The following is a 14,801-nucleotide window of genomic DNA, read 5'->3' as shown; positions in this document are numbered from 1 at the left end:
TAATTTAGGAGCGATTTAACGCGGTACCATCCTAATTATGTAAAATATTTTACTTTACACATCTTAATTTTACTTATCGCGTAATTACGTAATACTTTTAGTATGGTAGTAATTTTAGCTATCCAAATTAACTTTCACCAACCGTTAACTCTCTGTACTGTCTTTACTAAAATCGTGTCCATAGTATTAATTAAATATTAAATTTATAAATTTATTTTATAGAATATTTTTTAGTTTTTTTAAATAACTTCTATTTCTTTTATAGCTGTACTTCTTACAACTAAAACTTTTTCACCAAGCTTAGCTCCTCAAGACTTAGCAATTTCTGATAGTTTTTCAACATTATTATCTAAATTATCTAAAGTATCAACTTTATTCATAAAAATTGAATGTCATACACCAAATGAAGTTCACAATTTCTTATCTGGACTAACTCCTAAAATTGTTACATTTGGTCTAAATTTAGAAATGGTTTTTAATAATTCACCTGTTTTTGATAAAACAATAGCATACTTATATTCACCATCTTTTGTTTTTGTAGCTAATAAGTCTGCAATTTCAGCTCTAGGTCCTGATGTTGAGTTTCTTGCATTATCTAATTGTACTTGGTAGTAAATTTTGTTGTAGAATTCAACTTCTGCTCTTTTATTAATTGTTGACATTGTATGAACTGTTAAAAATGGATAATCTCCAGCAGCTGATTCACCAGATAACATTGTAGCATCAGCACCAAGTTCAGTTGCATAATAAACATCAGTTACTTCAGCTCTAGTTGGTGATGGATTTTCTGTCATTGTTTCTAACATTTGAGTAGCAACAATAACGATTTTTCCTTTTTCTCTACATTTTCTGATGATAATTTTTTCTCAATAAGGTACATCATAATATGGAATTTCTAATCCTAAATCACCACGCGCAATCATAATTCCATCAGATTCTTCAATAATTTCATCAATATTATCTAATCCAACTTGTGATTCTATTTTTGAAATAATTTGAATATGATTTGCATTAGCTTTAGTTAAGATTTCTTTAATTTGTCTTACATTTTCAGCTGTATTTACAAATGATGCAGCTATATAATCAACACCTTGTTCACATCCAAATAAAATATCTTTTTCATCTTTTTCAGATAAAAATGGTAATGAAAAATCAATTCCAGGTAAGTTAACACGTTTATTAGTTTTTACAATGTGATGATTAAATGCAGTTGCTTTAATAATTTGAGGTTCAACTGAATCAACTGTTAATTCTAATTTACCATCATCAATTAAAATCATATCTCCAGGTTTTAAATCAACTGACATATCATAAGCAACAGTCATTTCACCTTGAACACATTCTTTGTTTAAATAAGAATAACTATCTGTATAAATAGTAATTGCTTGACCTTTTACTACTTCTTGTTTATTATCTTTAAATTTTCCTAATCTTATTTCAGGACCTTTAGTATCTAACATTATTGAGATTGGCTTATTTAAAGCTTTAGAGATTTTTTTTGCAGCTTTAATTCTATAACCGTGTTCTTCATAACTACCATGTGAAAAATTTAAACGAATAGTTGTCATACCATTGCTAAATAATTCTTTAATAGCTTCTGCAGAGTGAGTTGAAGGACCAATTGTTGTAATTACTTTGGTTCGTTTCATTCTCTTTTGTAATGTTTCTTTAGTCATTATATCTCCTTAATTACTACTCATTTTAATTATATTTTATTAATTAATTTCAATATATTAATTATTAGATGTTATTTACTAAAATATCCATTAATTTCTCTTAAATATTTAATAAATGGTTTTTTATCTTCTTTTTTCATATTTAAAGTTGAATCAATATCTCTTGCAACTAATTTATTATTTTCTAACCCGATAAATAATCCACCTTTACCTTCAGCTAATTTTTCAACAGCAAACATACCTGCTGTAAAAGCAATATATCTATCCATAGCAGTTGGTCTACCACCACGTTGAATATGTCCTAAAACAGTTGCCTTAGTTTCATAACCACTAATTTTTTGAATTTTTTCAGCAATTTCTTCAGCTGAAATTCCATATGATTTTTCTGAAACTAAAATAATTAAACTTTTTTTACCTAATAATCTAAATTGTTTTGCTTTTTGACCCATTTGTTCAATTGTTAGTAGATCTTCAGCTGGTGAAAAAATTTCAGCTCCTGTAGCAACTGCAGTATAAGTTACTAAATCACCACAACCATTTCCCATAATTTCAACAACGTCTGCTCTATTGTGTGATTGCATTGTATCTCTAATTCTATCAACTGCTTCAACAATTGTATTTAATGCAGTATGAAAACCAATAGTATAATCAGTTGAAGAAATATCATTATCAATAGTTCCAGGTAAACCAATACAATTAATGCCCATTTCAGTTAATTTTTGAGCACCCATGTAACTACCATCTCCACCAATTACAACTAAAGCTTCAATTCCAGCCTTTTTTAGATTAGCTACTGCTTTTTGTCTTACTTCTAATTCTTTAAATTCTGGTAATCTTGCAGATCCTAAATAAGTTCCACCTCTTGAAAGAATATCTAAAGTTTTTTCAACATTTAGTTTTTCAAATCAACCATTAACTAATCCTTTATACCCATCATTAATCCCATATACTTCAATTCCTTTTGAAGCTGCTGTTTTTACAACTCCAGCAATGGCATTATTCATTCCAGGAGCATCCCCTCCAGAAGTCAAAATTCCAATTTTTTTTATCATTAAATATAAGCCTCTTTCTAAAAAAACACATTAACATTAACATAAATTTAATTATATAACAAAAAAGTATACCTCTAATTGTAAAGGTATACTTTGAACCTATTTTACAGATTGCCACTGCTCATTTTCTAATAAGTGAAAATAAACAAGTAATTTAGACTAATAAAATATAAAATATTAGTATAGAAGAGAGGAGATAACTAAATAACTGTTCAAATTTTATACTTACTTAGAAAAGCAAAATGACTTACTTTTTTTATAGACTTAAGTAATAGTAAACAAATATAAATTTTTTTTCAAGTAAATTTTATAAAATTTTGAATTTTTTAAAAAAGATATTATGAAGCAAACAAAAGTTGATATTTGTATCATCGGTGGTGGAATTATTGGTGCTTCTGTTGCAAGAGAACTAGCAAAATTTGATAAAAAAATTGTAGTTTTAGAAGCAAACCCAAGACTTGCCTTAGAAACAAGTAGTCATAACTCAGGATTAGTTCATGGTGGATTTGATCCAAGACCTGAAACTTTAAATGCAAAATTAAATGTTTTAGGTAAAAAACGTTATGAAGACTGAATCAAAGAAATGGATTTTCCATATCTAAGAATTGATTCAACTATAGTAGCATTTAATGATGAAGAAATGAAACACGTTCATATGCTATATGATAGAGGTTTAATTAATGGACTAGATCCAAAAGAAATGCAAGTCATTGATGCAAAAGAACTTCAAAAACGTGAACCAAATATTAGTAAACAAGCAGTTGGAGCTTTAGTATGTAACTCTTCAATTGCTATTGATCCAGTTGTACTAACTACAACACTTATGAGAAATGCTATTAAAAACGGTGTTGAACTAAAAGTTAATTCAAAAGTAGTAGATATTAAAAAAGTTGATAATATTTTTGAAATCAAAACTGCAAAAGATGAAATCGTTCAAGCTGAAGTTGTAGTTAATGTAGCTGGACATTATGCTGATGTTATAGCAAATATGGCTGGATATGGTGATTTTAAATTAACTACAAGAAGAGGAGAATACCGTATTTTAGATAAATCTGAAGCAGGTATTGTAAATTCTGTAGTATTTATGGTGCCAACCATTCATGGAAAAGGAGTTATTGTTGCTCCAATGCTAGATGGTAGAGTTATGGTAGGACCAACTGCTTTAGATGGAGTACCAAAAGAAGAAACCTTATTAGTAACTCAACAACAATACGATAACATTGGAAAAATCGGTAAACATTTAATACCAAATATTAATATGGATAAAACTTGTACAGTTTATGCTGGTTCAAGACCTATTGATATTGAAACTAATGACTTTATAATTAGACCAGCAAAAAATGATAAAAAATTTATTAATGTTGCTGGAATGAAATCACCAGCTATTGCATCAGCTCCAGCTATTGCAGATATGGTATGTGATTTAGTAAAAAATGCATTTGATAAATTAGATAAAAAGGCTAATTGACAACCAAAAGAAGAAGCTATTCTTCCATGAAAATAGTACAAGGAGAATAACTATGACAGATAGTAAAAAATACATTTTAACACTAGATGAAGGAACAACAAGTGCAAGAGCTTTAATTACTGATAAACAAGGTAATATTATTGCTGTTGAACAATCAGAATTTACTCAATACTTTCCAAAAGAAGGATGAGTAGAACATGATGCTATTGAAATTTGAAATACTCAACGTTCTGCATTAGTACAAGTTTTAAATAAATCTGGAATTGATCCAAGTCAGATTGAAGCAATTGGAATTACTAATCAACGTGAAACTGCTGTTATTTGAAATAAAGAAACTGGATTACCAATTTATAATGCTATAGTTTGACAAGATCAAAGAACAGCTGACTATTGTCAAACATTTGATAAAGATACTTTAGAAATGGTAAAACAAAGATCTGGATTAATAATTAATCCATACTTTTCAGGAACTAAAGTAAAATGAATTTTAGATAATGTTCCAAACGCTAGACAACTAGCAAAAGAAGGAAAGCTAATGTTTGGAACAATCAACACATGATTAATTTATCGTCTAACAGGTGGAGAAGTATTTGTAACAGATCATACTAACGCACAAAGAACTTTACTATACAATATTCACACAAATGACTGAGATGATGAATTATTAAAATTATTTGATATTCCAAGAAACATTCTTCCTGAAATTAAATCATGTAGTGAAGTTTATGGTTACACATTTAAAGGTCTATTTTCTAAAGGCAATGAGCAAAGAATCAAAATTGCATCATCAATTGGTGATCAACAAAGTGCTTTGTTTGGGCAATTATGCTTAGAAAAAGGTCAAGTAAAAGTAACTTATGGAACAGGATGCTTTATTTTAACAAATACTGGTGAAGAAATTGTTAAATCAAATCATGGTTTATTAACAACAGTTGCTTATTCATTTAAAGACAAAGTATATTATGCTTTAGAAGGTTCAGTAATGATTGCTGGAGCTGCTGTTCAATGATTAAGAGATAATCTAAGAATTGTTTATAATGCTATTGAAACAGAATGATATGCTGGTCAAGTTAAAGATGATAGAAGAGTTTATGTTGTTCCATCATTTACTGGATTAGGTTCTCCTTATTGAGATTCATTCTCACGTGGTGCTATTTTTGGACTAGATCGTGGAACTAGACGTGAACATATTGTTAGAGCAACTCTAGAAGCTATTGCATACCAAGCAAATGATGTTGTTGATGCAATGGGAAAAGATATGAAGAAACCAATCGAAATTTTTAAAGTAGATGGTGGGGCTGCAAATAACAAATTCTTAATGCAATTCCAATCAAATATTTCTCAATCTAAAGTTATAAAACCAACAAACGTAGAAACTACTGCTATGGGAGCTGCATTTATGGCAGGATTAGCTGTTGGATATTGAGAAAATGTTGAAGAATTGAAAAAAACTTATAAAGTTCACTTTGAATTAACACCAGAACTAAGTAAACCAGAAGTTGATAAATTAATTAAAGGTTGAAAAGTAGCTGTTCAAAGAACATTTAAATGAGTAGAAGAAATTGAATAATTTATAAATAAAATAAATAATAATGAAAGGATAGCATGTTACAACAGATTATTTTAACAGAGTTATTTGGAACTGTATTATTAGTTCTTTTAGGTAACGGAATTGTAGCAAACGTTGTACTAAAAGGAACTAAAGGACAAAATGCAGGTTGAATCTCAATAACAGCCGGTTGAGGATTTGCAGTGTTTATTGCTGCTGGAATATCAGCTGGATTAGGTGGAGTTGCTCATCTAAACCCAGCAGTAACAATTATGTTTGCAATAAAAGCAGCAAATAATACATTTGGATTTGATACAGATGCTATAAAACAAATCTCAGGAGTTGGATTATTCTTTATTGTATTGATTGTTCAATTTATTGGAGCAATCTTAGGATCAATTTTTGTAGATTTACTTTACTGAAAACATATCTTAACAACTAAAACAGATGATGATTTCCAACCTAGAGTTTTAGCAATTCACTCAACTGGAGCTACTCATAAAACACCTATTTTAAACTTCTTAATGGAATTTATTGGAACTGTAGTTCTATTAGTTGGTATTTGAGGATTAACTGCTGCTAAATCTTCAGCATTTGCAGCTATTGGTCCATTAGCTGTTGGTTTATTAGTATTTGGTATTGGTCTATCACTAGGTGGAACAACTGGATATGCAATTAACCCAGCTCGTGATTTAGGACCAAGATTAGTTCATACATTCTTACCTTTAAAAGATAAAGGTTCATCAGAATGATCATATGCTTGAATTCCAGGACTAGGGCCAGTAGCAGCTGCTGTTGTTATTGGATTAATAGCAATGGCTGTAAAATAAAATTTTATAACCTAATAAATTAAGCAAAATAAAAGCTCATCAATTGATGAGCTTTTATTATCATTTTCAATCATCTAATTTAGTTGTATCACAAACTGCTACATATGGTAAGTTTCTAATTTTTTCTTGATAATCTAATCCATACCCAATAACAAAACATGGATCAATTGTAAAACAAACTCAATCAGCAGTTAAATCAATTTTTCTACCACTTGGTTTATCTAACATAGTTAGTATTTTAACACTTTTAGCACCTTTATTTAATAAATATTCTTTAACGTATTTTAAAGTAAATCCAGTATCAATAATATCTTCAATAATTAAAATATCACGATCTTTTACATCAGTATTTAAATCTAAATTAATTTTTGGAGCTGAATTTGAACTAGTTGATCCATGATAAGATGAAACAACCATAAAATCCATTTCCATTGTTAAATCACAAACCATACAAAAATCTGTATAAAAAGGTACACAACCTTTTAATAAACCAACAACTAATAAACTGTTATCTTTTAAAGGTTTATCTTTATAATAACTTTCAACTTCTTTTGCAATTTCTTTAGTTCTTTTTTGAATTTGATCTCTTGTAAATAAAACTTCTTTTACTAATGGGTGTAATTTTTGCATAGTTTCTATAATTTCCTACTTTCTAAATATAGTTCTAAAATTAGCTGTGCTGCTAAACTATCTTTATATTTTTTTTGTTTTTCTCTAGTCAAATTAGCTTGAATTAAAATATTTTTAGCTATTTTTGTAGTTCTTCTTTCATCAATTCTAATAATTTGATCTTTATTAAAATTTTTATACATATCTAAAAACATTTCAATAACATAATCAACCATTTCAGCACGTTCTCCAATAGTATTATTCATATTTTTTGGATAACCAACTACTATAATAGTTGGATTATATTTTTTTAAATAAGATTCTAGTTGTCTTAAGCCTTGATCAAAGTTATATTCTTCAAATCTAATAGTATCTAAACTTGAAGCAATAACTCCACTACTATAAGCTAAACCAATAGTTTTACTGCCAATATCAAGTGCAATAATACTTTGTGTCATACTAAATAAATAACTTGCCTTTCTTGTGATTAATTATCAAAATGATTGTTGATATTGTAAATGATAATAACACAGAAAAAACAACATCAGTTAAAAAATGTTTATTTAATACAATTCTTGACATAGCTATAATTATTATTAATATTCAAGTAAAACTAATTCATAAATAGGCTTTTTTATTTATTTTATTAAATAATAACAAAACAAATAATAAAGTTGTTGCTGAATAAGTATGACCTGATGGAAACGAGTTATGATTTCATGAAGTTCATTTGATATTTCATCAATTTCTATATAGTTCTAAATTAGTGGGTCTTGGTCTATTAAATGTTAATTTTAAAATATTTATTACAATTAATAAACTTATAATAGTTATTAGTACTATTACTGCTTTATAAATACTTAAATCAGGATTACTAATAATTTCTTTATTTATATGAAAATAATAAATTAAACTACTAATAATTATCAAACATAATAAATTACTAATAATTGAATAAACTATACTTTGCTTTTCATATAAAAAGTTAAAAATAATAAATCCTAAAGGAATAATAAAATAAATTAAAGTTTCTATTATATTATTAATTTTTAGTTTATTTTTTAGCTTTAAGCTTTTAATAAGATAAATTAAAGCTATTGTTAAAGGAATAGATGGAATAATAACACCTAAATTTGATATAAAAACTGCTAAGTTTAAGTTTTCTGATCTTTTAAAACTTGCAATTTTAAAATCATACACACTTCCTATAATAAATAAACTAATTAAAATAATAAAAACAATTCCAGAATATATATAATAATGATTAATCTTATTTTTCATGTAGTTATTTTAACAAAATAAAAAAGAGTGACTAGACTCTTTTTTAAAATTATTTAATTGCTATTATTATTTTTTTAAATTATAAAATGCTTCTAATCCATCATATACAGCATTTTTATCAAGTTCAGATTCAATTTGTAATAATCTATTGTATTTTGCAATTCTATCACTTCTTGACATTGATCCAGTTTTAATTTGTCCTGTGTTAAATGCAACAGCTAAATCAGCAATAGTTGTATCTTCAGTTTCTCCAGATCTATGTGATACAACTGCAGTTCATCCCGCTTTTTGAGTCATAGTGATTGCTTCAATAGTTTCACTTAAAGTACCAATTTGGTTTAGTTTAATTAAAGTTGAGTTTGCAGCTTTTTTATTAATACCTTGTTTAATAAATTTAGGATTAGTTGTAAATAAGTCATCTCCAACAATTTGCACTTTATCTCCAATTTTAGCAGTTAATTTACTAAATCCTTCTCAGTCAGTTTCAGCTAATCCATCTTCAATTGAAACAATTGGATAATTATCAACAAGTTTTTCTAAATATGAAATCATTTCATCTGTAGTTAATGATCATTCTTGATTAGTTACTTTTTCAATTTTTTTAAAATGATATTTTTTATCTTCTAAATATAGTTCAGATGAAGCACAATCCATCGCGATCATAATTCCATCTTTTCCTGGTTTATATCCTGCTTTTTTAATAGCTTCAACTAATAGATCTAAAGCGATTTCAGCTGGTGTTTTTGCTTTAAATGATTTTAAATCGTGTTTTTCATACGCTCATTCAAAATTAGGTGCAAATCCACCTTCATCTCCAACAGCAGTAATATCTTTTTTAGATTTTAATAATGATTTTAAAGCTTGAAAAGTTTCAGAAGATCATCTTAAAGCTTCACTAAATGATTTTGCTCCAACTGGCATAATCATAAATTCTTGAAAATCAATAGCTGAATCAGCATGTTCTCCACCATTAATAACATTTAACATAGGAACTGGTAGTTTTTTTGCTTGAACTCCACCTAAATATTTATATAATGGAATATCTAATTCACTAGCAGCAGCTTTTGCAACAGCTAAAGAAACAGCTAAAATTCCATTAGCTCCTAATTTAGTTTTAAATTCTGTTCCATCTAAATCTAACATTATTCTATCTACTGTTAATTGATCTAAAGCATCAACTCCAATTAATTTAGGTGCAATTATTTCATTAACATTTTTAACTGCTTTTAATACACCTTTACCATTATAACGAGCTTTATCTCCATCTCTTAATTCTAAAGCTTCATTAACTCCAGTTGAAGCACCAGAAGGAGCTTTAGCACAACCATATCCACCAAATTCAGTTCAAACTTCAACTTCAACTGTTGGTGTTCCTCTTGAATCTAGAATTTCACGAGCGAAAATTCTTTCTATTCTTGACATAAATATCCCTTTCTGAAAAATAATTTCTAATACAAAAGTATTATATTACATAATAAATACTTATTGTTAATTTTTAGAAAATGAAAATTTGCTAATAACTAATAATTAATCCAAATGTTAAGTTAAGATTTTAGTCTCTTTCATATTTAAAATCAGTAGTTACTATTGAGCTATAATTTAACTTATAAGGAAATATTTTAAAATTATGAATAACTTTACAAAAAGACAAAAGTTGGTCTTTAATATTTTGTTAGTAAGTTTTGGTATTATAGGTTTAATTGGTTTTATTTTTTATTTAACTAACTTTATTAATTTAGCAATTGTATTTTTGTCAATATCTGGAATTAGTTTTCTTTTAATTATGATAATTTGATTTATATTTGAAAAAATAAATAAAAAGGGTAGATAAATTAATGACTGAAAAAGAAACAATAAGAACAATTAAAAAAATTAGTCTAGATCCTGATCACCGTTTTTGTTTTATTGCTAACTATATTTTAAATAATTTAGATACTATTGAAAAAATGACTATTAATCAATTAGCAAAAGCTACATATACATCAGTTGCAACTATTAATAGATTTTGTAAATTTTTAGATCTAGATGGGTATAAAGAATTAATCCATATTATTAAATATTTTAAAAATAGTTTAAAGGGAGATCAAATAACTTATTCAGTTTCTAGTAATTCATTAATACATAATGCATATAACAATGTAATTTCTAGCTTAAATGAGACTTTTAAACTGACAATAGAACAGCAAGAAACTATTAAAAATTTAATAACCAAAATTAAAAAATCTTTAAAAATAGCAGTCTTTGCTGTTGGTGGCACTTTTAATATTTCTAAAGATTTTCAACAAAAATTATTACGAATTGGTTTTAACATCACAGCTGTTAATGATTTTCATAATGGTTATTTATTAGCTAATCAGTTAAATAATAATGATTTAGCAATATTTGTTTCATATTCTGGAGAAACACTTGATTTAATTAAATTAGCTCAAGTTTGTACTAAAAATAATGTTCAAATTGCTGTAGTATGTAAAGCAGCCAATAATACACTTTCTAATTTATCTAATTACTTAATAAACATTAGTAGTAATGAAAAAATTGATCGTTTAGTTTCTACTACTAGTAGATTTTCTTTATTATTTGCTTTAGATCTTATTTACATATTTTTATTATCAACTGATTTAAAAAAATATACCGAGTTATTAGAAAAAACAATGATATCAAAATTTTAAAATTTACAATTTTTGAAATAGAATTACAACCTGAATAAATAAGAATTTTTATGTCTTTATTCTTTTTAAAATAAAGTTGTATATTAACAAAATATACGATTTAAGAAGTGATATTAAATGACTAAAGACCCTAAAATAACTGCTAAAGAAATTATAAATATTATAAAAATTGATAATATTCATTCTTATACCAATTGTTTAACAAGATTACGTTTAAATATTAAAAAAAATAATATTGATCTTGAAAAATTAAAATCAATACCAAACGTATTAGGTGTTATAAATGTTTCTTCTAATGAATTACAAATAGTTTTAGGACCTGGATTTGTAAATAAAGTAACTGAAGAGTTTTCACAATTACTAAAAGCAAATAATTCAAAAGATGATAAATTTATGTCAGCTTCAGAAGTTGGTGATATTGTAAAACAAAATCTTAGAACTAACAAAAACTGAATTCAAGATTTTTTTACTAAGTTTTCTAAAATATTTTCACCAATGATAATAGGATTTATTGGTGCTGGAATTTTATCAGGAGTTGGTGGTATCATTCAATCATCATATGGAGGAACTGTTAATTTAAAAACAGCACCAGCTGTAGTTGTTTCATGATTTAATGCCTTAAATCTAATATTAAATATTTGAAAAAATGCATTTATTATCATTGTTGGCTGAAGAACTTGTGAAATTTGAGGTGGAATTGGAGTTTTAGGAGCTATGACTGCTGCTTTATTTTCGCCAGTTTTTTCAAATAGTATTCTACCTATGATTGTAATTAATAACAAAGATAGTATTAATTATTTAGGAATTAATATAACAAATCCTACAACTAACTGATTAACTGTTGGTTTTAGACCCGTTATTAAAAATGATCAAATAATATTTTCATACCCATCAGGAAATATTCTAGGTGCTTTATTAACTGCATATGCATCATTATGAATAGAAAAAATAATTCGTAAATTTACACCTGGAATACTAGATACAATATTAACACCAACATTAACACTATTTTTACTACTTATTATTAATATATTTTTAATAATTCCAATTTCTGGATATTTATATAGTGCTGTTGCTTGATTTTTTTCAAACTTATATACTAATCCTTTTGGTGCATTTGTTTTATCTGCTATCTTTTTATTATCTGTTTCTTTTGGTGTTCATCAAGGCTTTGTACCAATTTATGCTATTTTAATTGAAAAAACAGGAGTAAATGGATTATTTCCAATTCTAGCAATGGCAGGTATGGCTCAAGTCGGAACTGGTATTGCTTTGTGATTTTTAGCAAATAAAAAAAGTTTGTTACGTCGTCAAATTCAAGGAGCAATAATTCCTGCTATTTTTGGCATTGGTGAACCAATGATTTATGGAATTACCCTTCCAAGAATTCGTCCATTTATTACAGCATCAATAGCTGCGGGTTTTGGTGGTTTTTTCTTAGGATCAATTTATTTATGAGGAAATGTTCATTTTGGTTTAAACTCAATGTTTGGTCCTAGTGGAATATTAGCAACCTTTATGATGACAACTCAAGATAAAAATATAGGTTTAGGTGTTCTTATTTATTTATTAGGTTGTTTAGTTTCAATTATTTTTGGAATACTAGTAACATTATTTGGCTATTCAAAAATATCTAGAATTGGAACTAGTAAAATGAAAGAAATATATAAAAATGATCAATATAAATTAGGTTATAAAATATTATTAACAGTTATTTTTATTACAATAATCGGTATTTTTATATATTGAATAATAAGTTATTATAAATTACCAAAACAAGAAAGAATCAAACTTGCAAATATTAAGGTTGAGTAATAATGAAAAGTAATAATATATTAGATATTGAAACTGAAAATATAAATAAAAATAGCTTAGACATTGATAAAAAGAGTACATCTGAAATAATAAAAATTATTAATAATGAAGATATAAAAGTTGCATATGCAATTAAAAAAGAATTAAATCAAATTTCAAATGTAATTGATCTAATCTTTGAACGTTTTAAAAAAGGTGGAAGATTAATTTACATTGGTTCAGGAACTTCAGGAAGACTTGGAATTTTAGATGCATCAGAAATGTATCCAACATATGGAATTGATCAGAATAGAATTATTGGAATTATTGCCGGGGGAAATAAAGCAATAAAAAATCCTATTGAAGGCGCTGAAGATAATGAAAAATTAGCAATAATAGATTTAAATAAAATCAAATTAAAATCATTTGATACAGTTATTGGAATAGCTTCATCAGGAAAAACTCCTTATGTTCTTTCAGCATTAAAATATGCTAATAAAAAAGATGCTTTATCTATTGGTTTATGTATGGTTAAAAATTCAGAAATGACAAAAATAGCCAATCAAGTTATTAGTATTAAAACTGAAGCTGAAATAATAACTGGTAGTACAAGAATGAAGGCAGGAACCGCTACTAAGTTAGTATGTAATATGATAACAACAACACTGATGATTAAATTAGGAAAAGTTTATAAAAATTTAATGATAGACTTAGTAGCTACAAATGATAAATTAAAAAACCGTGCTTTTAAAATAGTCAAACAGTTAACAAGCGCTAAAGATCAAATAATATATAAAGCATTAGCTGAATCTAATTTTTCTTGTAAGTATGCAATTGTGATGATATTAAAAAAAATTTCTTATAATGAGAGTGTTTTATTATTAGATAACTATGATAATTCATTAACAAAATTATTAGAAGAAAAAGTATAATACAAAAAACTGAACAACAAATCTTTATTTTGTTAGTTCAGTTTTTTATTTTATTAACTATTTGAAATTGGTTTTTTAAATTGCGGTAGTAACTCAATTCTGCCCTGAATACCAGAATATTTATCAAAAGCTTCTTAGTAGAAAGATTTAGAGACTTTTCATTTACTTAAATCACCTTTAAATGATTCAGCGCTAAAAAACATATAAGTAATATCTTCTACATTGTCAGTTTTTCATTTACTGATATCACCATTAAATTTTTTGGTACCATGAAAAGTTCTATTCATGTTTGTTACTCTAGAGGTATCTCAACTCTCTATACCGTCAATAATCTCATTAACATTATCTTTAAATGCAGTTTCTAAACTTGTTATTTAGTAGGTAATGATTTAGGAACTTTATTAATATTTGAAGGAATTGAATTTAATTTATAAATATCTTTTTTACCTCTAGTTTCTTTTGTATAACCTAAAAGCAAAATTTTGTTAGGATTCTTAGGATTTATAAAATGTTCAGATTTACCATTTTTACTATCTTCTAACCACTTATTATATCCGTAAATAAATAAATTTTCGTCTTCAATACTAGATAAAATATTATCATTATTCATACTTAAAGATTCTGAACTAAAACCACTATTATTATGTGATTGATCACTTTGCGATTTTTCTTTCATAGTCTCAGGATCTTTGCTCTCATCTTTTTCTTTTTTAGAAAAATTTCTAGAGATATATTTAGATTTTTCTACTTTACCTTTTAGTCCATTAGTTTTACAAGATACAACTAACACACTACTTGCAGCTACTAAACTAAAAGAAGTTAATAATGTTAGGACTTTTTTTATATAATCTATCCTTACTTTTAATAAATTTATATTTCTAATCTCTAATTAGTTTGCCAATTTATAAAATAGAAGTCATGAATTCTATTTTTCTTATATA

14 protein-coding genes are annotated in these 14,801 nt (G+C 26.4%); 6 read left to right on the top strand and 8 right to left on the bottom strand.

What is annotated here, in order from left to right:
* Window positions 1-239 precede the first annotated feature (239 nt).
* Window positions 240-1,676: a pyruvate kinase gene (gene pyk, locus MSB_RS01305; RefSeq protein WP_013447580.1), complete on the bottom strand. Its 1,437-nt coding sequence runs from the start codon at window positions 1,674-1,676 to the stop codon at window positions 240-242.
* 71 nt (window positions 1,677-1,747) lie between these two features.
* Window positions 1,748-2,728 (bottom strand): 6-phosphofructokinase, encoded by a 981-nt coding sequence (gene pfkA, locus MSB_RS01300; protein WP_013447579.1) that lies wholly within the window; start codon window positions 2,726-2,728, stop codon window positions 1,748-1,750.
* A gap of 340 nt (window positions 2,729-3,068) precedes the next feature.
* On the opposite strand from pfkA, the gene glpO reads away from it, so the two are divergent.
* From glpO to MSB_RS01285, 3 genes are read left to right on the top strand one after another with little or no spacing between them, the layout of a single operon-like run.
* Window positions 3,069-4,232 carry a type 2 glycerol-3-phosphate oxidase gene (gene glpO, locus MSB_RS01295; RefSeq protein WP_013447578.1) on the top strand — a complete coding sequence of 388 codons (1,164 nt, stop codon included), beginning with the start codon at window positions 3,069-3,071 and terminating at the stop codon, window positions 4,230-4,232.
* Window positions 4,233-4,248: 16 nt separating this feature from the next.
* A complete protein-coding gene (gene glpK / locus MSB_RS01290) occupies window positions 4,249-5,766 on the top strand; it encodes a glycerol kinase GlpK (protein WP_013447577.1) in 1,518 nt (505 codons plus the stop codon).
* A gap of 35 nt (window positions 5,767-5,801) precedes the next feature.
* Window positions 5,802-6,575: an MIP/aquaporin family protein gene (locus tag MSB_RS01285; protein WP_013447576.1), complete on the top strand. Its 774-nt coding sequence runs from the start codon at window positions 5,802-5,804 to the stop codon at window positions 6,573-6,575.
* 57 nt (window positions 6,576-6,632) lie between these two features.
* Here the strand turns inward: MSB_RS01285 and hpt are convergent, their stop codons facing one another.
* From hpt to eno, 4 genes are all read right to left on the bottom strand, one after another.
* Window positions 6,633-7,205: a hypoxanthine phosphoribosyltransferase gene (gene hpt, locus MSB_RS01280; protein ID WP_013447575.1), complete on the bottom strand. Its 573-nt coding sequence runs from the start codon at window positions 7,203-7,205 to the stop codon at window positions 6,633-6,635.
* A 5-nt stretch (window positions 7,206-7,210) separates the two neighbouring features.
* Window positions 7,211-7,642 (bottom strand): Holliday junction resolvase RuvX, encoded by a 432-nt coding sequence (ruvX, locus tag MSB_RS01275; RefSeq protein ID WP_011166452.1) that lies wholly within the window; start codon window positions 7,640-7,642, stop codon window positions 7,211-7,213.
* Between the two features lies 1 nt (window position 7,643).
* A complete protein-coding gene (locus MSB_RS01270; protein WP_013447574.1) occupies window positions 7,644-8,465 on the bottom strand; it encodes a phosphatase PAP2 family protein in 822 nt (273 codons plus the stop codon).
* A 66-nt stretch (window positions 8,466-8,531) separates the two neighbouring features.
* Entirely contained in the window at window positions 8,532-9,887 is a 1,356-nt protein-coding gene (eno, locus tag MSB_RS01265) for a phosphopyruvate hydratase (protein WP_013447573.1), read from the bottom strand.
* Window positions 9,888-10,300: 413 nt separating this feature from the next.
* Here eno and MSB_RS01255 point away from each other — a divergent pair, with 413 nt between their 5' ends.
* From MSB_RS01255 to murQ, 3 genes are all read left to right on the top strand, one after another.
* Complete coding sequence (locus MSB_RS01255) at window positions 10,301-11,134, top strand: MurR/RpiR family transcriptional regulator (protein ID WP_013447571.1); 834 nt, start codon at window positions 10,301-10,303, stop codon at window positions 11,132-11,134.
* 117 nt (window positions 11,135-11,251) lie between these two features.
* Window positions 11,252-12,949 carry a PTS transporter subunit EIIC gene (locus MSB_RS01250; RefSeq protein WP_013447570.1) on the top strand — a complete coding sequence of 566 codons (1,698 nt, stop codon included), beginning with the start codon at window positions 11,252-11,254 and terminating at the stop codon, window positions 12,947-12,949.
* Window positions 12,950-12,951: 2 nt separating this feature from the next.
* Window positions 12,952-13,860, top strand: coding sequence for an N-acetylmuramic acid 6-phosphate etherase (gene murQ, locus MSB_RS01245; protein WP_013447569.1), 909 nt, complete (start codon window positions 12,952-12,954; stop codon window positions 13,858-13,860).
* 134 nt (window positions 13,861-13,994) lie between these two features.
* Here the strand turns inward: murQ and MSB_RS05145 are convergent, their stop codons facing one another.
* Together MSB_RS05145 and MSB_RS05140 are read right to left on the bottom strand one after the other, a co-directional pair.
* Entirely contained in the window at window positions 13,995-14,147 is a 153-nt protein-coding gene (locus tag MSB_RS05145; RefSeq protein ID WP_013447568.1) for a BspA family leucine-rich repeat surface protein, read from the bottom strand.
* A gap of 83 nt (window positions 14,148-14,230) precedes the next feature.
* Window positions 14,231-14,650 carry a hypothetical protein gene (locus tag MSB_RS05140; RefSeq protein WP_013447567.1) on the bottom strand — a complete coding sequence of 140 codons (420 nt, stop codon included), beginning with the start codon at window positions 14,648-14,650 and terminating at the stop codon, window positions 14,231-14,233.
* Window positions 14,651-14,801 lie beyond the last annotated feature (151 nt).

Source organism: Mycoplasma leachii PG50, from assembly GCF_000183365.1.
GTDB lineage: Bacteria > Bacillota_I > Bacilli_A > Mycoplasmatales > Mycoplasmataceae > Mycoplasma > Mycoplasma leachii.
This window is presented reverse-complemented; position numbering and strand designations above follow the sequence as displayed.